An 18,424-nucleotide genomic window follows, 5' to 3' on the forward strand; every position below is an offset into this window, starting at 1 on the left:
TCGTCAGTTACTTTTTTAATTAATATTCAAAGGTGACACGTACGCCTTCAGGAATTGTAAAGTCTTTTTGAAGTAAGCTAAGTTCACCACTGTCACTGTCACGTGCAAATAATGACACGTTGTCTGTATCTTGGTTGGCAACGACTAGAAAGGCTTCATCTTTGTCCCAATTCATATCACGTGGGAAAGCCCCCTCAGTACTGATTAACTGAATGCGTTCAATTTCTGCACCCTCGTTGACCACTTTGAACACTGCCACAGAGTTGTGGCCTCGGTTAGAAGCATAAATATAACGACCATCATGGCTCAGACGTAATGCGGCAGCACCATTATGTTCTGTCCAGTCACTAGGAATAGTAGAGGCGGTCATGACATGTTCAAAAGTACCATCTTCACTGTTATATTTTAAGACACTTAGAAGACTTGATAATTCACCAAGTAAATAAGCATACTGGCCATCTTGAGAAAAGCGAATATGACGAGGGCCAAATCCTTCATCTGTTTTAAATCGCGCTTTTTCAGTCAATTGACCTTCTGCTGTGACATCAAATGTGATGACTTCATCTGTGCCTAAATCAACTGCAACTAAGCGATTATCCGGTGTGAGATTAGCAAAGTGGATATGTGAACTTGTTTGCTCTGGTCGAGGGCCAGAACCGTTGTTTTGCCAAGTATCGACATGTGTCAAACGACCATCTGCGTTAATTTTATAAGATTCAACGGTACCGCGGTGATAGTAACCAGCAAAAAGTAGTTGGCGTGTTTCATCAATCCCAATGTATGCTGGGGCAGAGCCTTCCGTGAGCTGTGTGTCCAACTCGGCTAGAGGTCTTGCTGTATTGTCGAGTGTCACGACACCGCCTTGACCATCACGATTTTCAACAGCGTAAACTTTGTTAGCTTTTGAAATAGCAAGATAGGTAGGGTTCGTTAATTCGCCGATAAAGCTTGCGTTTTGTAGCTGTTTCGTTTCTGTGTTGAGTTCAGCCTCATACAAGCCTTGTGAGACACGCTTTGTATAGGTTCCAAATAAAATTTTATAGATTGCCATGTAATCTCTCCTTAATAAAGTTACCTTTATAATAGCATAATTGTAAGGGGTTTCACAAGTTGAGAAACTGATTTAAGTTGCGTATAATAAAATAGACGAACAAACGTTCAGAGAGGCGATTATGAAATTTATCCATGCAGGCGATATACACTTAGGCAATCCATTTATTGGTTTAGATGCACAATTACCAGATAACTTAAAGCAACTCGTCCAACAGTCAACGCATCAAGCATTTATGAAAATGATTAATGACGCTTTAACTGAAAAAGTTGACTTATTATTGTTACCAGGTGATTTTTATAGTGCCTCAGAAAGTAGTCCGCGACTACAAGAATTAGTACAATCAGCCTTTTTAAAGTTAAATCAAGCTGGCATTCAAGTTTTTTTAAGCTTGGGGAATCATGATTTTGAAGCCAACACATCCCAACATTTGCCGTGGCCTGAAAATGTTTACATTTTTAATCAACATGTTGAGACAACATATCACACGACAGCATCAGGTGAAAAAATCGCAGTTACTGGGTTTAGCTACCAATCGCAGCGACAAATGACGCCAGTCATTGATGAATTTCCTACTAGAGATCTGGGGGTTGATTATCATCTTGGTATGTATCATGGCGCTGTGGGTGTTACAGGCGAACCATACGCACCCTTTAAAGTGACCGACATGTTGGAAAAGGGCTATGATTACTGGGCTTTAGGCCATATTCATGTTCGTCAAACTTTAAATACTAGACCTTTTATAGGCTATTCTGGTAGTATTCAGGGGCTTAATCGCAAAGAAGTGGGGCCAAAAGGATACTATATAGTGGATGCTGCCAATCAGTTGCGCCCAATCTTTCGTGAAGCAGAAACAATTTTGTGGGATAAGCTTCAGCTTGAAAGTGTCAAGAATGAAGATGACTTGCAGGAAATGATTAACCATTATAGGACTGGGACGCAAAAAAACACTTTCCTATCCGTTGAATTGTTAAACGTACAAGATCAAGTGCTGCGCGCTAGGATTGATAGTGGTATAGTTCTTGAAAAAATCCGTGAACATTTACCAGAGCAAGTTTGGCTAGTTCGTCTGACAATTAGAGATACTGAACTTCGAGCTTTTCCAAAAGATACGATTGACCAAGCGTATTGGTTGCGCGCGCTAGAAGATATATTGACAGAATTTAGAGTTGACGATTATTTATCTGATCAGGTGCCGTTAGTATTACGTGAATACTTTATGACTCATGAAGGAAAAGAGTTATTAAAACAAAAAATGGTTCAGCAACTTAATGAAGGAAAGGGTTAAGATGTCTATGAAAATCAAACGCATTCAGATTAATGGCTTTGGTCGTTGGTCCCAAAAAACTTTTGATTTTGTTAGTGATTTTCAAGCAATTGTTGGCCAGAATGAATCTGGAAAATCGACACTGCGTGCATTTATGGTGAGTATGTTATTTGGTTTCCCAACGAAAAAAGGACAGACAAATGTTTACACGCCAAAAGATGGCAGCAGTTATGGTGGTAGCATGGTTGTTGACTTTTTCGGTCAAAGCTTTGAAATTAAACGAGTAGGGCGTGTTAAATCCGTTTTAACGATTAAAAGTTTAGCAGATGATCAATTCGTTGAGACACCAGATAAATGGTTAGAGGAACAATTAGCCCCGCTGGATAGGCAAATGTTTGACGCTATTTTTAATTTTAGTCAACAGGATTTAGCACAAATTAGTCAATTAGCGGTGCCTGACTTAAAACAACTGTTGCTCAATATTGGGGCACCAGGTAGTAACTACTGGTTGAAAATTGCCCAACAGATTGACAAGGAAGCATCTCGGCAATATACGCAGCGTAAAACAGGCCAACGCGCTTTGAATATTTTAGCTAAGCAGTATAATCAGCAACAAGTGATATTGAATGAAAAATCTAAAGATGTTGTGCTGTATGTTAATCGCCAACAGGCAATCATTGATCAACAAGCAACAGTAACAACACTACGTAATGCTATGTCAGCATTAGATTCAGAGCTTCAGCAACAACAAAAACTAATCCAATCTTTTTCGTTATTTGAAGCCGCACAAGCCATAAAAAGCCACTCAGTAACAAGTAAGCGCATTATTTCTGAAACAGATATGTCAGAATTTAATCGATTGCAAGCTTTGGACAATATTGCAATACAAAAAATTGCGCAATTAAAAGAACAAGTTACCGACAATAAGCCATCTGAACAAAAAATAACGTTTATGGCAGATGATGTTAATAAACGTCTTAAAAGAGCTCAAGTTGTTATGCAGCGTATGACGCTTTTGCTAAATAGTCGCAATGATTTAGTCAAACAGCAACGAGCATTGGAACGACAAATTGGGGGACAAAATTTACCATCTCTTATTACTGTCAGCGAACAAAAGATGATTAACTACCCGAAACAACAAATTTTATTTTTGGGTATATTTACGGTTATTACTGCAGTGATTGCTTATTTTCTAATTAAGCCTGCTTTAATCTTACCGCTTCTTATTGGCTTGTATGCTGGGTATAAATATTGGGTTAGCCAACACGCCATAGGGGTTGTTCGTCATCGCTATGCCAATTTACCAATTGAAACAATCCAAGGTATGCAATGGGCCATCAAATCTTATCCGCAAACTGAACAACAAATTTTAGAAATTGACAAGGGTATTAGTAAACAGTTACAGCAAGCGATTGTTGATTTAGAGCCGGCAATAGAGCAATTACAGTTATCTGTTTCAATAAAAACTATTAATGATTTAGAATTTGCCTTGATTGATATTCAGCAAGCCTTTAATCATGCGCAATTAACACGTAGTAATAGCACTACCCTGCGCGTTCAGCAGCAGCAACAATTGCTCAGGGAAATAGCAGTATATGAAAAGCAGCACGAAGAACATGTGCACGATTTGTATGCGCTATATGATAAATATGATGTTGCTAATGCGGATAATTTTAAATTGTTATATCATGACCAACAATCGCAAACGCGTCAGCAACAGCGCTATTCTGATATGATGAATCAACTACCAGTAGAACAACAGACGCAGTTTACCAAGATTAAAAATAGCTCTGAATTAACAATCAAACAGCGCACATTGGACAGTAAAAAAACTACCCTACAAAGCGACATAGTAGTAGCTGAAACGAAGTTATCAGATTTAAAAGCTGAACAACGTAAGCTTATTAACGAAGATCAATTTGCGACATTACAACAAGATTTTATGAACGAGCAAACCGCATTAATAGCGCAATTTGGTGGTTATTTAGCAGAAAAGCTCACTGGTAAATGGATTACACAGGCTTTAACATTAGCTTCTAAAAACCGTTTACCGAAGATGCAAGCAATCGCTGTTAACCTTTTTTCAAAATTGACAAATGAACGTTATACAAATATAACATTTTCAGGAGATGATATTGTTGTTATGACGGCGGACCATCAAGCGTTTAACATTGTTGAATTGTCGACAGGCACACAAGAGCAACTTTATGTTGCGCTAAGACTAGCATTGAGTCAAGTTATAGCAGATGTTGTGTCGGTGCCAATATTAATTGACGATGGTTTTGTTAATTTTGATCAACAACGTCGTGACAACATGATAATAATCTTAAAATCGTTATCAACAAATCAACAAGTTTTTTATTTTACAACAGAACGCTATCATCATGATCAGCTTAATGTGTTAGACTTGTGAGAGAGGACATACAAATGGCTAAGCTATTAACGGAATATCAAGACAATGAACATATTGATACGTTTACATTAATCAAAAGTGCAGATGTACGCCTAACTAAAACTGGTAAGACATATCTTAGCTTAGTTTTTTCAGATAGATCAGGGGATCTACCAGGCAATTTATGGGATGCAACTGAGATACAAATTAATACGCTGATACCAGGAACCATTGTTAAAATACAGGGTGTTCGCGGCGCATATCAAGATAAACCACAAATTCAAATTACCAGTATACGAGTATCTGAATCGGGAGAACCTAGCAATCCTGCTGATTTTATGACCCATGCGCCAATAAAAGAAGATGTCATGCGTGATGAATTAGCAGATATCATGTTAATGATTACGAACCCAGTATGGAATCGTCTATTGAGAAAACTATTTTCGACTGCCCAAGATGCCTTTTTACGTTTTCCAGCTGCAAAAATGAATCATCATGCTTTTGCTGGTGGTTTAGCTTTCCATTCGCTTTCAATGGCGCGTTTAGCTCAAAATATTGCAGCACAATATCCCCAAATTAATAAAGAACTGCTGCTGACTGGTGCGTTGTTACACGATTTAGGGAAAACTATTGAATTATCTGGGCCAGTTGCGACACAATATACTGTTGAAGGTAACCTGATTGGTCATATTGTCTTAATTGATGAACAAATTGTTTTAGCTGCTAATGAGCTGCATTTTGATCTTCATTCAGAAGACATGGTTGTGTTACGGCATGTCGTGTTAGCTCATCATGGTTTATTAGAGTATGGTTCTCCTGTTAGACCAGCGCTGCTCGAAGCGGAAGTACTACATCAGTTAGATGAATTAGATGCTAGCATTCAGATGGTGACTAGTGCTTTAGAAAAAACAGAAGAAAACAACTTTTCTGAACGTGTTTTTGGGTTAGATAATAGACGTTTTTATCGCAGTCATTATAATGTAATAGATAAATAAAAAAGCTAGGACTATTGATTAATAGCCTTAGCTTTTTTATTTATTGTTTATTTCTTTGCTTTTGATAGCCCAGCAGTTAGATAAGCATTCAAAGCATTCTTTAATTGTGTATCTTTCACACTAACATTTTGCCTACGTAAGATTTGACCAATGATTTCTTGTATTTTAGCAGTGTTCTTTTGATCATTCAAGAATGATGTGACAATTTGTTCTGATAACTTATTGCGGACACTGTTCATGCTTGGTTTATTAGTTGTTTTATTTAGCTGGATGACGTAGAAACCACCATTTGATCCTGTAACAGGGGTAGTTGTATAATCACCAGTTTTTTCAATTTTAAATGCGGCCGTTTGAATAGCTGAGTCGACACTCGTACTTGTTGAATCGAAGGCAGGTAACTGACCATTTTGTTTAGCGTATGTTTTGTCTGTAGAATATTTCTTGTAAACAGTTTCCCAACTGTCACCAGACTTTAAAGCATCAATAGCTTTTTTAGATGAATCTTCATCTTTGGCTGTAATCAATGAGACCGTTGTATCTTGATGATAATCCTTATAAGCTTGTTCGATTTGCTTATCGCTTACCTTATAATTGGCTTTCACAGCTGCTTTCATAATCAAGTTATTTTTAATATTATTCTTGAATTGTGATTCGTTTGTATTGTTTGAAGATAATACAGATTGGAATGAATCACCATATTGTGCCTTCTGCGTGTCAAAAGCATTTTGGACGTCTGACTTAGAAACATTACCACCGTATTGTTTAGCTAAAACCTTGTTAATGACTAAATTGGCAAATTCTTGCTGGCCAGCAGGAGACTGCTTTAAGTCAGCCACGAATTCTTTTTCAGTAATTTTACCTGAATCCGAAGTCATAAGTGTTTTTGAGGAATTAAATCCAAGATAAATCAGGCCGCCACCAAAAATAACGATGATCAGCCCCCAAATAAATTTGCGCATAAGATGCTTCCTTTTCTGATTAGTATCCTGTCTATTTTAACATAAAACAGGCAACTACGCCTGGTACTTTGACAATTCAGCGTTTAAATGATCAGAAGCTTTTTGAATGCGGTCTAGGTGTGGTTTATTTTTGAAATTCATTTTCTCAACGTCAACTTGAATGTCGTCACGCACTTTAGTCAGGTGGTCTAATTGTTGAGACAATACCTGCTGTTGCTTGGTTAGCTGTTGCAAAAGTTGCATCATTAACTGAATTTGTTTGATGAGCTGTTTAATATCATCAATTAATTTCATAATAGCCTCCTAATTCAATTGCTTTGCAATGTCGTCAGCAATTTTCTGGTAGCGTGCGGTAGAAAATTGCTCGCTGTTATCGATTGTTGGGGCAAGAGTGCCAGATAAACCATCATCATCAAAACGCGGGATGAGATGCCAATGCGAATGTAAAACGGTTTGACCAGCTGATGCACCATTATTAGATTGAATGTTGATTCCCGTTATTTTGGGGTTGCTTGCCTTAATGGCACGTGCTATCATAGGCAACTTTAGTAGCACATTTTCTGAAGTAGTCGTATCATAATCAAATATATCTGATAAATGATTTTTTGGTACGACTAGTGTGTGTCCTGGTGTCACTTGAGAAATATCTAAAAAAGCTAAAACAGTATCATCTTCATAGACTTTGTAACTTGGAATTTCACCAGCAATGATTTTATCAAAAATATCCATTATAATCTCCATTCATTTTGTTACTTTCATTATACCAAATATGGTGTTATGCCTGTTATAATAGTTTTATGGGATTAAAAGTTGACAATTTATCTGGTGGTTACGCTGGAAATCAAGTGTTAAAAAATGTGTCATTCACAATTGAAGATGGTTGCATTGTCGCTTTAATAGGACTAAATGGTGCTGGTAAATCGACCACCATTAATCATATTATTGGTGAACTGCACCCGCAAAGCGGCCAAATTACTTTAAATCAGGTTAATATTGTTGAAGCACCAACCGCATTCAAGTCGCAGATTGCCTATATTCCAGAGCAGCCTATCTTATACGATGAGTTAACGTTAGCCGAACATCTACATCTTTTATTGGCAGCGCATGGGCAAGACAATGATAAGTCTTGGGATCGTGTCAGTAGACTCCTGAATATGTTTCGTCTGCAAGACAAACAACATTGGCTACCAATTCATTTTTCTAAGGGCATGCGTCAGAAAGTAATGCTGGTGTCAGCATTTATGCTAGAGGCACCACTTTTGATTATTGATGAACCTTTTCTCGGATTAGATACGTTGGCGCAGCGCGATGTCGTGACATTGGTTCGTGAGCAAACACAGTTGGGTCACAGTGTTTTAATGACAACACATTTATTGGCCTCGGCTGCCAAATTTGTTGATCAATTTGTGGTATTAAATAACGGTCAGGTTGACTTTGTTGGGACACCATCAGCATTAGCAGATAAATATCAGTTATCTGTGGCAAATTTGGACGATTATTTTGATTTGGTACGGAAAGAAGCTGGTGCATGATGGGGAAGCAACTATACTATCAGCGCTTTAGGCAGGCACAAAAAACCACAATTAAGTATTTAAGATTACTCTTTAATGATCATTTTGTGATTTTTCTACTCATCGCTTTTGGCGCTGGAGTGTTAGGCTATCGCGAAGTGATGCAGCGTGCGAACTATCAATTTTTATGGCATTCAGATTGGACACGTTTACTTATTGCTGTTTTATTGTGCTTTGGCTTGCAATTCGGTCAGTTGATCACTTATTTTAAACCAGCTGATAGGTTATATTTGCTTGGAAATGATCAAATGGTTAGTCGAGATTATTTACAGCAAGCTGTTAATGTCAGCTTTGTATTTGCTATTTTGTGGCAATTGGTTGCTATTAGTCTTATATTGCCAATACTGTTTAAAATGCAATTACTCACCGCAGTAAAATTGGCTAGTTTATCATTGTTTTTATTCAGTTATAAGTATAGCTTACTCTTGTTAGCACGCGAAAAATTGTTAATGAAACCAAGGTTGTTTATTAATGGCTTCGTTCAAGGATTGTTACGTACTATCGTTCCGATAGTTATCATTTGGTTGATTTTAGTCATTGGTGACGGCGGATTGATAATTTTTAGCCTTGTTTGGGTAATCTGTGTTGTTGTGTTAGCTATGTTTTTGCATGTTAATGATAAGCAAAGTCAGCAATTAGCAATTGATTGGTTAACCAGTATTGCGCAAGCGCAGGTACATGAACGACGTATATTACATTTTTATGCCACGTTTGCTGATGTGCCAACACAAACTTATCAGGTCAAACGGCGTAAATATCTTGATTATTTTTTAAACCGATTGACAAAACGACGAGATATGATGTATTCTCTATATTTGTTGCGTTTGGCACGTGGCACAGAATTATTATCTTTAATTTTGAGATTAACCATTGTTGGCGGTTTACTCATTGCTGCATTATCAACAGCACCAAAATGGGTTATTCTGTCTATTGCAGGATTGATGCTTTACTTAGTGACTTTTCAGCTGTTACCATTATTTCGCGAGACTGAACAAAAAAAGTGGACACAAATTATGCCAATAGCTATTCAATCAAGACAACGCGCTTTTAGGCAACTGAATCGACATTTAATGATTATGGTAGGCGGCGTATTCATGCTTAGTGCCATTAGCCAAGGATGGTTGATGATGAGTTATATTTTAGGTGTTTTAGTTATCATTGGTGTTGCACTTGACCGTATTTATCTGCCTAAACAATTAAAAATGAAAAGAAAACTGTAACAAAAAGAGTTACAGGGAGGAATATTATGCATCTTCGAGCAAAACCATGGGCAACTGATTGGCTAGCAGCACATTCAGACATTGTGATTACACAAGGCCGTGCGACAGAACAAATCGGCCAATGGCAAAAATTATTTGCGAAAGCACAACCAATCCATGTTGAAATTGGCTCAGGAAAAGGGCAATTTATTTTAGGTATGGCATTAGCTCATCCAGAAATTAATTATATTGGTATGGAAATTCAGGAGACAGCAGTCGCCATTGCTGCGCGCAAAAGTTTTGACCAGGTAGGTGAATTGCCTAACTTGCGTTATATATATGGTAACGGCAATGGTGTGGAAACCTATTTTGAAAAAGCAGAAGTTGAAAAAATTTATTTAAACTTTTCAGATCCTTGGCCAAAAACACGCCATGAGTCACGCAGGTTAACTTATAAAACTTTCTTGCAGTCTTACGAGGCTGTCTTACCTGAACACGGGGAAGTAGAATTCAAAACAGATAATCGCCATTTGTTTGAATATTCAATCGTTAGTTTTATGAACTACGGTATGCGTTGGGCGACGACGGACTTTACATTAGATTTACATGCTGATGAGGAAAAAGTTATCGGTAATGTCGAAACTGAGTATGAACAAAAGTTCATGGCTAAGGGACAACCAATCTATAAAATAAAAGCACACTTCTAGAGCGACAAGAGATACAGATGTTTTACCAGAATAAAAGCACTACCTTTTAGGGTAGTGCTTTTATTCTCTGGTGACACTTGCCGTATAATAACGCTTATCAAAATAGAGAACAAGCTAATTAATAATTTTTAGACAAAATTAAGCCTTTTGTATGTTGTTAAGTACTTGAGATATAATAGTCTGTAGTACGAATGGAAGGGAGCATATATTTTATGTCAAACGATTTTTTCGTCAAAGTACGTCGAACAATTGGTTTTGATGGACTTATTTCTACAATTGTTGGTGCGTTAATTGTATTTTTACCAGGTCGCAGTGCTAGAGCTGCAGCTGGCATGGTAGGCGCTGTATTTATTGCCGTCGGCTTGTTTAGATTATTATCTGTATTTCAAAAAAGCATTGATAATAATTGGACTAGAATTGGACACGTTATTCTTTCAATTATTTACTTGGTAGCTGGTGTCTTTATCTTCATGGATATGAGCGTAGCAGCAATTTCGCTCATTCTAGTTGTCGGAACCTTAACAGGCATGACATGGTTAATTGAAGGCATCATTCAGTTTGCACTTTTAAATCAACTCAGCGCGAACAAAGTATGGTCGTTTCTTTCGGCTTTAATTAGTGTTTTAGGTGGTTTGAGCCTACTGTTTAGCCCACTAATGGGTGGTCTATTGCTATGGACCTTCTTTGGTCTCCTATTGATGGTTATTGGTATTTTTAAGCTCATTCAATTTGTGACTTTAAAAAACTAAGCGGATTTTACAAAATCGCTTGGAAACGATCATTTTTAAAACGTTTAACATTATATTGAAACAGCGGTATAATGAATGTGTAGTGATTCCATAAGCCACTGCGACAATGATAATCTATCAGACGACAAGACGCTTTCTAATATCGGAAAGCGTACTCCAAAATTTATCTGTCTGTTGATTTTATTAAAAACAGCACGAACATTAATTTGCGGTGGCTGTTTTTTGTTTAAGTAAATGATATAAACTACTCAAATAATTCATTTTTCTTATTTGGCAAAAGGTGATAATATGAAAAAAATATTCATTACGTCGTATTTAGCTGGTACAAGAGCACAATTTTGTGCATTCATGACAAAAAACAACGTTAAGCCCGGTAAAATATTGGTCATTACTACTGCCGGTAATATCGAAGATTATACGGGATATATTGATGAGGGGAAGGCGTTGCTAACGTCATTAGGCTACGAACTAACTATTTTAGACGTTGCCCGCGAAAGTACTGCTGTCTGTCGCGAAGCAATCATGCATGCCAAGATGATTTATGTTACTGGAGGCAACACTTTCTATTTATTGCAAGAATTAAATAAAAAGCAGTTATTATCTGAAATCAAAGCAAGCATAGATAACGGTTGTTATTATGTTGGTGAATCAGCAGGGGCCATCATACTGGCAAAAAATGTAAATTATGCTAGTATAATCGATGAAGCGTCGTTAGCACCTGATTTAAAATCGTCAGCTGGATTAGGCTTGTTGGATTTTTATCCGCTACCACATTTTGGTGAAGAACCATTCACGCAAGATGTTGAAAAAACAATCGTACGCTATGGACAGCGTTACGATTTAAGAACGCTCAATAATCATCAGGCTATTCTGATAGATGACAATAGTCAAGCGCTTAAAGGTGATTATTAATTAAACCGTTTACACGTATGGGTGTCTGTAGTATTTTGTCATATCATAGCATACAAAAAAGCACCTGGGATTCAGGTGCTTTTTACTATTTCCCTGAAAATCCTGTGATGAAACCGTCAATAAAATCGGGTACCGCACTAAATAGGAAAGCGTTTAAAACTGATAGTATTAAAATACTTAGCCATATCTTTTGTGATTTATGACTTGCATTAGAGAAAATCACAAAAGATACGAAAGTACCAATGGCACTGATAATAATGATAAGTCTGAATAAATTAACGATAATAGTCAACATATTTCCCCCAGTAATGACATAAATTATATCACAGGGAGTAGGTTGGTAGCATTATTCGACTAAACTATTTCCGATTCTTTTGTATTTCTTCGCGTAGTTGTTTTAATTCTTGTTTTATTTCTGATAATTCGTCTTTGATATCGTTTTTCTCAGCTTCCTTTGTTTCTACAAGAAAAAATGCTGTTACGGTGCTTGTTACGCTGCCAATCAATCCAATACCTAGTAACATCAACACGACAGCAACAACTCTTCCTATTTCGGTATGAGGGGAAATGTCTCCGTAGCCGACGGTTGTTGTCGTTGCAATGGCCCACCATAATGAGTCCATATAATTTGCATTCTCTGCTACTGAATAGATTTCAGCCCCGAGAAATACGAGGATGACTGTGGTTATAATCAAATAGATAAACCCATTTGTTTTAAAAAAGCGTCTGATGCTCTTTTGTATTTTACCAGTAAAACCAACAATTCTAATGAGTCGTAAAAGCTTTATAACACGCAGAATTCGAAAAGCTCTAAAGAAGTAAAATATTGAATCAAACGGGATAATAGCTAATAAATCAAAGATATTGGCTTTGAAGAATTTTTTCTTGTTGTCTGCTTTAAAAAATCTGAATAGATAATCTATCCAGAAAAATATTAATATACTACAATCAATAAAAGAAAATGGCCAAGCACTGACACTAATAACGTTAGATATATCTAATAGAGCGAGCAATATCGAAATAGCTGATAAGATTAAAACAGCAGCATAGTAGATTTTTTTCACAACGCCAACAACCTTGTTATTATTAACTTTCATATTATTCTATCAACCCACTATCAAATTTGCTATTTGTTAAATTTGTTTTTCACAACTTCATTGTCCATTATGTACGCCCAAAAGGGCATGAATCAGGGAACTTGCCAATGATAACCGGCAGGAAGCGCGCCACCAGGGGCGATTATCTTAGAATGGCCTTTTCTTGTTTCCCAAGAGAAACCATTTTGAATTGCCCATCTAGATCCAGTTTGTACACCCGCATGATTGCCATTGGCAGCTGGGGCGGGGCTAGGATCAGGCGCAACAACTGTTTGTGCCTGTTGTTGCGCTGCAGCAGCATTGGATGCCTCTCTTGCACGTGATTCTGAAATCGAGGCATCACGTACCGAGGCATCATGTGCTGCTTTTTCTGAAGCAGCAGTTACCTCTGAGCTAGCCTTCACAGATGCTGCGATACTCTCTTGTTTTGCCTTGGAACTCGCTTCAGCTTGAGAACTGGCAGCAGCTATTGAACTAGATTCTTTGTCTTTTTCAATAGATTCGCTGGCCGCCTTCTTCGAGCTCTCATCTTTCTCTGAGACACTTGAACTGGTCTTAACACTATCTTGATTATCATCGGAAATACTAGCTGTTGCACCCACGCCAACAAAAGCGACTAAGAAAACCAAAATAGATGCTATAATGATTTTTTTAAACTTTGAAAATAAAGGCTTATGCCTTATTTTAGCTACAATACCGTAAATACATAGTCCGATACAAGTAAAAAAGGCAATCACAAAAATGAAAGCAAAAAATGAACTCATACGATACTCCTCTCCCAAACCTTTTAGCGTGGTTATTTAGCACGTGAATAGATCAATCTTTATTGCATTGTTAATTAACCACAGTTTACTATAAGTTGCTTGTATAAATAGTTAAAATTAGTTATTATACTAATGTTTTGTTATTTCTTAATGAATAATTACTATTTTTGTTCATCATCAAAAAGGGAGAGACTATTATGGTTAAATATAGTAGCAGTTTACTTAGTACATTAGAGCAAATTGAAGTGAACACAACAGAACAAGTGTATATTGATAAAGCTATCTATCAATTAAAAAATGAAACGCAAAGCGAAAAAGTAGTTGTTAAAAACCTAGTTCGTGATTTAAAGTTAATCATAATTCATAATCATAGGCTTTCTAAACCAGCATTGGCGCTATTCAATCAGTTGGACAAACCTTCATTGGGAAGGTTCCCGCAATTCCCGTTCTAATAGGATCACTCTCAAATATTGACATCAGCTTGTTTTGAGCTATAAACGTATAAAACACATGATTGGTTGTTCTCCAGTTGTGTGTTTTTTGAATGATTATCGACTGTTTGCACCCTGCAAATAAAAATCGCTCTATCAGTCATTCTGATAAAACGGTCAATATGCGAGGCCAAATAGTCGGTAAGGGTAAATCAGAAAAGAAACGTAGCGAGTTTGAGTTTAAAGAAGTACGACGGATTGTGTGATGAGTATATGGATAAGGTGATACTAGATCCAAACATACTAAGGCAGTTCTCGCTAAATAAATACATTGAAGCTGAACGCAAAAATCGTTTTATCGCTGCGAAACTAAAAAAGACGGCTACTGCCTATGCCAGAAACGTTTTCTTACAAGCGATTACTGATGATGTATCATTCTCGTGGCCAACGAAGTTAAAGTTTGATTGGTATTTACCAGACAGACGGATAGACCCAGATAATTGGACGTTTACGCAGAAGTTCATCTTTGATGGTATGCAGAAAGCGCAGATTGGTAAGCGCGTGTTCCTGGACAATGACAACGTGAAAAATATAAAAGGGTTCGACCATGACTTTTATGTAGACAAGGTTAACCCTAGGTTAGAAATATACGAAATGGAGGTAGTACATGAAATATGACATCAGAGTGTCTGGTAAGACGATTAAATCGTTTAGCAATCTAGACGCTGCGAATGTGTGGAGAGATGGGTATCAGAGTATGAACCCAGACAAAACGGTAATTGTTGTTAAGGATTATAGAAAGGTTGGTGAGTGACTAGTTATATTTGAAGTGAATAGTATCAAATGGTAAAATATTATTTTTGCATTGATTTTATTTATGAGGAGTCAAAACTATAATGTGTTTGAAAGATGTACAAGTTTGTTATAAGTGGTTTCAACAAAATATGTTGCGTGAGCACGAAAACGATATACGTAAGCAATTGAATGGTAGTTTAACTTTTTATACCTATGAATGTAGCCAATGTGGGAAACGAAAACAATATTGGTAGAATACAATTAAAAAAGATCAAAATCTTTAAATATAAATAATTTGAATACAATTAATACAAATATTTGCACGGTTATGCAAAATAAGGTGATCATTATTGTTCCCCGACTTCTAATTCTAACACCGACGTAGAGAAAATAAAGGAGTGCCAAAATAGTCACGATAACTATTGTTGTGAAAAACTTAAGTGTGTCGATTATTTGTAGAGTGATCATTAAAAAGGCCTTTTAACAAACTTGATAAGACAATTGTATCAAATTAAAGGGGAGATACAAAATTAACTATTAGAAGAAAAAATAGGGACAGGATAGACAAATACTTTAGTGATTATTATTCTGGTGTGATAGACATGCAGATTAAGTTGAGAAAAGATGAATTGAAACTGCCAGTTAATATTGATGAGAATATTGATGGTGGCAAGGCTGAGAATAAACGTAGTTTTCCAATGGAAAATAATATGATTATTGAGAAATCAGATTACACACTGTAATCATTTATCAGAGACAAAGAATTTATGGATAGTTTCTTGAAGATGTTAATGGGCATTACTGGCAATTAGATATGATCATAGGCGCAGAAGAAGTTGGGTGCCAGTTGCCAAGATGTTGAATCAGTCAGAACGACAATGTTAACGAGACTTGGATAAGATTAAAGACACCTATATGAACTTATGAGACTGTTTATAACTTTTACCCAGAAAAAACATGTCAGTTTTAGGTCAAAAAACAGTGCTAATATTGTAGTATCGAATGATCAAGGATAAACATTCACACATGCTACGGCGCATATTTTGTTTATGCTTCTTCATTTATTACTACTGTAAGTAAAAAAACAATATCTAGTGCATTTGTTCACATTGACAATTTAAAGATAAGCGTTTATAATTTCTTTTGTAGAAAAATTCACATTAGGGAGATTATTATGTTTTCTTTAACTAAGCCGCAAGCCGGTTTAAAAGAAATTGTCATCAAAAGTATTTGGTATGGATTCATCGCAGGAATGATTTCCGGCATGGTTAAGATTGGCTGGGAAGGTATTTTCCCACCACGTACTATTGCTCGTAATTTGATCAATCCGCCACAACATATGGCAATGCAACTGGGAATACCAAAAAAGCTTGTTGAATCATATGTTTACTATTCACAGGATCAGAAGGTATTTTGGTTCACGTTGATTTTGCATTTTTCATTCGCTATCGCATTTTCAATTTTATATGTGTTTGTATCACAATACTGGTCAAATATTGGTCTGTGGCAAGGTGCTGCTTATGGTATTGTACTATGGATTGTTTGGCATGTTATTCTAATGCCAGCTTTTGGCACAGTGCCAGCACCATGGAATCAGCCGTTTGCAGAACACTTCTCAGAGTTTTGGGGACACATTGTTTGGGCTTGGGCAATCGCAGCGACAGTATATTACTTGATTGCGAAAGATAAAAAGGGTCACTTAGTAAATATTTAATACAATAAAACACGAGGAAATGTTTTCTTGTGTTTTTTATTTGCAGATAAAGAGAAATTAAAAAAACCTTAACAGGTATTTTTTTATTGACAAACGAGCATTGCGGAAACACAACTTAATGAGTAGCCTTTTCCTGTTGCTCTGATATAGACATATTGTCGGTCTGCTGTTTTGGATTAACTATGAATTTTGCAAAGTGTCGTGTATGTGGCGTAGAATGATAGTTGTATCAATAACAGGGAGGATAAGGATATGTCAAATGAATTTTTTATTAAGTTGCGCCGTGCTATAGGGTTTGATGGCTTGATTTCAACAATTATGGGTGCATTAATTGTATTTCTGCCAAACCGTAGTGCTAAAGCAGCTGCAGGAATGATTGGAGCAGTTTTAATAGCTGTCGGTTTGTTTAAATTACTATCTGTTTTTAAGCGTGATGCAGGAAATGGGATGGCTCGCTTGGGAAGTTTGCTCGTCTCAATAATCTATCTTGTTGCTGGTATTTTCATTTTCATCGACATGCAATCAGCAGCTATTTCACTCATTTTGGTTGTGGGTGTATTGACTGGTATGACTTGGCTAATTGAAGGCGTTATTCAAATAGCGATTTTCAATCAATTGAGTACTAATAAGGTGTGGTCTTTTGCATCAGCATTAATCAGTATACTCGGTGGTTTAAGCCTTCTATTCAGTCCGGTTTTGGGTGGACTAATTGTGTGGACTTTCTTTGGAATTTCATTGTTGGTCATTGGAATATTCAAGTTAATTCAATACTTTACTCTAAAAAACTAGTTTAATTAAAATCGTCAGTTAGTTTATGCTAATGGCGATTTTTTATATCGTTTGAGTTAAGCGACAATAAGAACTACAATAATCATAAGGTAGTCCCTGAAATAAAGTGATAATCCCTCTCCTATGTTTCTATAAGATAAGTAATTCTCAATATTTATAATTGTTCTCTTGTTTCTGGGGTTACCGTACATAATAAATAGCAGTCCGACTTACAGTGTAGGTTGGGCTTTTTTGATGGAGTAAGTCATGGATATAAAAAATTGGATTATCAAAATATTTAGTGTGGCAGCAATAATAACAATAAACGGCATCATAGATAGCATTATGCGAAAGTTTGATGCCGGTTATGATGTCGGATGCATTGTCGGAGTCATACAATTTATGTTCATGTTTTACGTTATAGATAAGGTGTTTTATGGATAAACAAACAAAACAGCGTTTGAAACACATCAGAGACGCTACAGAAGTGAATACGAGACATAAGCAAGACTTGATAAAAAGACGTGTAGAACGTCATGAGCAATCACGTGTGCAGATTAAAAGCGAAGTGATGGAAAATAGGAATATCAACTATCGTGGGTGCATGAAGTGGATTTGACAATCAAATGATATAATTAACAGATATTTTGAATAAGGAGTTAATAATTATGAACATCGGTTATTTTTATTTGATAATGGCAATTGTATCTGAGGTTATCGGATCTAATATGGTTGTAAAAACAGAAGGTTTTACAAAATTAAGACCTACATTAGTTTGTATAGTTTGTTTTGTTTTTGCTTTATATATGTTATCAATAACTGTTAAATACATGCCACTCTATGTAGCCTATGCGATATGGGGTGGTTTAGGCATCATTTTAGTAACTATTGTCGGTATTGTTGTTTGGAAAAATAATATCAATTTAGTAACATTACTTGGAATTGCGCTTATAGTGGCTGGTGTGGTTATAGTTAATTTATTTGGTAAATCGCACTGATATAACAATTGGTTAATATGATTGTTTAATTCAAATCTTTTTCTTCTAGTAGTAT

At 36.4% G+C, this 18,424-nt stretch carries 20 protein-coding genes and 1 pseudogene; 14 read left to right on the top strand and 7 right to left on the bottom strand.

The window, feature by feature from the left end:
* Positions 1-19: 19 nt before the first annotated feature.
* On the bottom strand, positions 20-1,051 hold the full coding sequence (locus FGL72_RS02745; RefSeq protein ID WP_040177023.1) for a lactonase family protein: 1,032 nt from the start codon (positions 1,049-1,051) through the stop codon (positions 20-22).
* A gap of 121 nt (positions 1,052-1,172) precedes the next feature.
* Here FGL72_RS02745 and FGL72_RS02750 point away from each other — a divergent pair, with 121 nt between their 5' ends.
* The 3 genes from FGL72_RS02750 to FGL72_RS02760 are packed head-to-tail and all read left to right on the top strand — an operon-like array spanning position 1,173 to position 5,705.
* Positions 1,173-2,339 carry a metallophosphoesterase family protein gene (locus FGL72_RS02750; RefSeq protein ID WP_146992549.1) on the top strand — a complete coding sequence of 389 codons (1,167 nt, stop codon included), beginning with the start codon at positions 1,173-1,175 and terminating at the stop codon, positions 2,337-2,339.
* A gap of 1 nt (position 2,340) precedes the next feature.
* On the top strand, positions 2,341-4,731 hold the full coding sequence (locus FGL72_RS02755; RefSeq protein WP_146992552.1) for an ATP-binding protein: 2,391 nt from the start codon (positions 2,341-2,343) through the stop codon (positions 4,729-4,731).
* Positions 4,732-4,745: 14 nt separating this feature from the next.
* Positions 4,746-5,705 (top strand): 3'-5' exoribonuclease YhaM family protein, encoded by a 960-nt coding sequence (locus FGL72_RS02760; RefSeq protein WP_146992554.1) that lies wholly within the window; start codon positions 4,746-4,748, stop codon positions 5,703-5,705.
* Between the two features lie 47 nt (positions 5,706-5,752).
* Here FGL72_RS02760 and FGL72_RS02765 read toward each other — a convergent pair whose 3' ends face one another.
* The 3 genes from FGL72_RS02765 to FGL72_RS02775 are packed head-to-tail and all read right to left on the bottom strand — an operon-like array spanning position 5,753 to position 7,393.
* Positions 5,753-6,664 (bottom strand): peptidylprolyl isomerase, encoded by a 912-nt coding sequence (locus FGL72_RS02765; RefSeq protein WP_146992557.1) that lies wholly within the window; start codon positions 6,662-6,664, stop codon positions 5,753-5,755.
* Positions 6,665-6,718: 54 nt separating this feature from the next.
* On the bottom strand, positions 6,719-6,958 hold the full coding sequence (locus FGL72_RS02770) for a hypothetical protein (protein ID WP_004903608.1): 240 nt from the start codon (positions 6,956-6,958) through the stop codon (positions 6,719-6,721).
* 9 nt (positions 6,959-6,967) lie between these two features.
* Positions 6,968-7,393: an HIT family protein gene (locus tag FGL72_RS02775; protein ID WP_146992559.1), complete on the bottom strand. Its 426-nt coding sequence runs from the start codon at positions 7,391-7,393 to the stop codon at positions 6,968-6,970.
* A gap of 68 nt (positions 7,394-7,461) precedes the next feature.
* Here FGL72_RS02775 and FGL72_RS02780 point away from each other — a divergent pair, with 68 nt between their 5' ends.
* The 5 genes from FGL72_RS02780 to FGL72_RS02800 all read left to right on the top strand — a co-directional run bounded on the left by FGL72_RS02780 (position 7,462) and on the right by FGL72_RS02800 (position 11,802).
* The gene (locus FGL72_RS02780) at positions 7,462-8,196 is read left to right on the top strand and encodes an ABC transporter ATP-binding protein (protein WP_146992561.1); all 735 of its coding nucleotides are present in this window, start codon (positions 7,462-7,464) and stop codon (positions 8,194-8,196) included.
* Positions 8,193-9,455 (top strand): ABC transporter permease, encoded by a 1,263-nt coding sequence (locus FGL72_RS02785; protein WP_146992563.1) that lies wholly within the window; start codon positions 8,193-8,195, stop codon positions 9,453-9,455. Before FGL72_RS02780 ends, FGL72_RS02785 begins: the two co-directional genes overlap by 4 nt.
* Before the next feature lie 26 nt (positions 9,456-9,481).
* Entirely contained in the window at positions 9,482-10,141 is a 660-nt protein-coding gene (gene trmB, locus FGL72_RS02790; protein ID WP_004903598.1) for a tRNA (guanosine(46)-N7)-methyltransferase TrmB, read from the top strand.
* 212 nt (positions 10,142-10,353) lie between these two features.
* On the top strand, positions 10,354-10,890 hold the full coding sequence (locus FGL72_RS02795) for a DUF308 domain-containing protein (protein ID WP_004907665.1): 537 nt from the start codon (positions 10,354-10,356) through the stop codon (positions 10,888-10,890).
* 288 nt (positions 10,891-11,178) lie between these two features.
* Positions 11,179-11,802 carry a Type 1 glutamine amidotransferase-like domain-containing protein gene (locus FGL72_RS02800; protein ID WP_146992566.1) on the top strand — a complete coding sequence of 208 codons (624 nt, stop codon included), beginning with the start codon at positions 11,179-11,181 and terminating at the stop codon, positions 11,800-11,802.
* A gap of 85 nt (positions 11,803-11,887) precedes the next feature.
* Here FGL72_RS02800 and FGL72_RS02805 read toward each other — a convergent pair whose 3' ends face one another.
* The 3 genes from FGL72_RS02805 to FGL72_RS02815 form a co-directional block, all read right to left on the bottom strand.
* Complete coding sequence (locus tag FGL72_RS02805) at positions 11,888-12,097, bottom strand: hypothetical protein (RefSeq protein WP_146992568.1); 210 nt, start codon at positions 12,095-12,097, stop codon at positions 11,888-11,890.
* A 64-nt stretch (positions 12,098-12,161) separates the two neighbouring features.
* Entirely contained in the window at positions 12,162-12,899 is a 738-nt protein-coding gene (locus FGL72_RS02810) for a potassium channel family protein (protein ID WP_146992570.1), read from the bottom strand.
* 92 nt (positions 12,900-12,991) lie between these two features.
* Positions 12,992-13,663 carry a hypothetical protein gene (locus FGL72_RS02815; protein WP_146992572.1) on the bottom strand — a complete coding sequence of 224 codons (672 nt, stop codon included), beginning with the start codon at positions 13,661-13,663 and terminating at the stop codon, positions 12,992-12,994.
* A gap of 197 nt (positions 13,664-13,860) precedes the next feature.
* Between FGL72_RS02815 and FGL72_RS02820 the strand changes: the two genes are divergently transcribed.
* The 6 genes and pseudogenes from FGL72_RS02820 (at position 13,861) to FGL72_RS02850 (ending at position 18,369) form a co-directional block, all read left to right on the top strand.
* Positions 13,861-14,115, top strand: coding sequence for a hypothetical protein (locus FGL72_RS02820; protein ID WP_133424610.1), 255 nt, complete (start codon positions 13,861-13,863; stop codon positions 14,113-14,115).
* 252 nt (positions 14,116-14,367) lie between these two features.
* The gene (locus FGL72_RS02825) at positions 14,368-14,772 is read left to right on the top strand and encodes a dTDP-glucose pyrophosphorylase (protein WP_146992574.1); all 405 of its coding nucleotides are present in this window, start codon (positions 14,368-14,370) and stop codon (positions 14,770-14,772) included.
* Between the two features lie 719 nt (positions 14,773-15,491).
* Positions 15,492-15,774, top strand: a pseudogene (locus FGL72_RS09945) (hypothetical protein).
* Between the two features lie 289 nt (positions 15,775-16,063).
* Complete coding sequence (locus FGL72_RS02835; protein ID WP_085699909.1) at positions 16,064-16,603, top strand: YagU family protein; 540 nt, start codon at positions 16,064-16,066, stop codon at positions 16,601-16,603.
* A gap of 252 nt (positions 16,604-16,855) precedes the next feature.
* Complete coding sequence (locus FGL72_RS02840) at positions 16,856-17,392, top strand: HdeD family acid-resistance protein (RefSeq protein ID WP_146992576.1); 537 nt, start codon at positions 16,856-16,858, stop codon at positions 17,390-17,392.
* 647 nt (positions 17,393-18,039) lie between these two features.
* Positions 18,040-18,369 (top strand): DMT family transporter, encoded by a 330-nt coding sequence (locus FGL72_RS02850; RefSeq protein WP_146992580.1) that lies wholly within the window; start codon positions 18,040-18,042, stop codon positions 18,367-18,369.
* Positions 18,370-18,424 lie beyond the last annotated feature (55 nt).

It is taken from the genome of Leuconostoc citreum (assembly GCF_007954785.1).
Classification (GTDB): Bacteria; Bacillota; Bacilli; order Lactobacillales; family Lactobacillaceae; genus Leuconostoc; species Leuconostoc citreum.

Bases quoted from the DNA above. Each gene is read 5' to 3' on its own strand.
- FGL72_RS02785 (WP_146992563.1), top strand. From the start codon at position 8,193: ATGATGGGGAAGCAACTATACTATCAGCGCTTTAGGCAGGCACAAAAA.
- FGL72_RS02775 (WP_146992559.1), bottom strand. From the start codon at position 7,393: ATGGATATTTTTGATAAAATCATTGCTGGTGAAATTCCAAGTTACAAA.
- FGL72_RS02760 (WP_146992554.1), top strand. From the start codon at position 4,746: ATGGCTAAGCTATTAACGGAATATCAAGACAATGAACATATTGATACG.
- FGL72_RS02840 (WP_146992576.1), top strand. From the start codon at position 16,856: ATGTCAAATGAATTTTTTATTAAGTTGCGCCGTGCTATAGGGTTTGAT.
- FGL72_RS02780 (WP_146992561.1), top strand. From the start codon at position 7,462: ATGGGATTAAAAGTTGACAATTTATCTGGTGGTTACGCTGGAAATCAA.
- FGL72_RS02835 (WP_085699909.1), top strand. From the start codon at position 16,064: ATGTTTTCTTTAACTAAGCCGCAAGCCGGTTTAAAAGAAATTGTCATC.
- FGL72_RS02805 (WP_146992568.1), bottom strand. From the start codon at position 12,097: ATGTTGACTATTATCGTTAATTTATTCAGACTTATCATTATTATCAGT.
- FGL72_RS02800 (WP_146992566.1), top strand. From the start codon at position 11,179: ATGAAAAAAATATTCATTACGTCGTATTTAGCTGGTACAAGAGCACAA.
- FGL72_RS02795 (WP_004907665.1), top strand. From the start codon at position 10,354: ATGTCAAACGATTTTTTCGTCAAAGTACGTCGAACAATTGGTTTTGAT.
- FGL72_RS02850 (WP_146992580.1), top strand. From the start codon at position 18,040: ATGAACATCGGTTATTTTTATTTGATAATGGCAATTGTATCTGAGGTT.
- FGL72_RS02745 (WP_040177023.1), bottom strand. From the start codon at position 1,051: ATGGCAATCTATAAAATTTTATTTGGAACCTATACAAAGCGTGTCTCA.
- FGL72_RS02765 (WP_146992557.1), bottom strand. From the start codon at position 6,664: ATGCGCAAATTTATTTGGGGGCTGATCATCGTTATTTTTGGTGGCGGC.
- FGL72_RS02815 (WP_146992572.1), bottom strand. From the start codon at position 13,663: ATGAGTTCATTTTTTGCTTTCATTTTTGTGATTGCCTTTTTTACTTGT.
- FGL72_RS02750 (WP_146992549.1), top strand. From the start codon at position 1,173: ATGAAATTTATCCATGCAGGCGATATACACTTAGGCAATCCATTTATT.
- FGL72_RS02820 (WP_133424610.1), top strand. From the start codon at position 13,861: ATGGTTAAATATAGTAGCAGTTTACTTAGTACATTAGAGCAAATTGAA.
- FGL72_RS02825 (WP_146992574.1), top strand. From the start codon at position 14,368: ATGGATAAGGTGATACTAGATCCAAACATACTAAGGCAGTTCTCGCTA.
- FGL72_RS02810 (WP_146992570.1), bottom strand. From the start codon at position 12,899: ATGAAAGTTAATAATAACAAGGTTGTTGGCGTTGTGAAAAAAATCTAC.
- trmB (WP_004903598.1), top strand. From the start codon at position 9,482: ATGCATCTTCGAGCAAAACCATGGGCAACTGATTGGCTAGCAGCACAT.
- FGL72_RS02755 (WP_146992552.1), top strand. From the start codon at position 2,341: ATGTCTATGAAAATCAAACGCATTCAGATTAATGGCTTTGGTCGTTGG.
- FGL72_RS02770 (WP_004903608.1), bottom strand. From the start codon at position 6,958: ATGAAATTAATTGATGATATTAAACAGCTCATCAAACAAATTCAGTTA.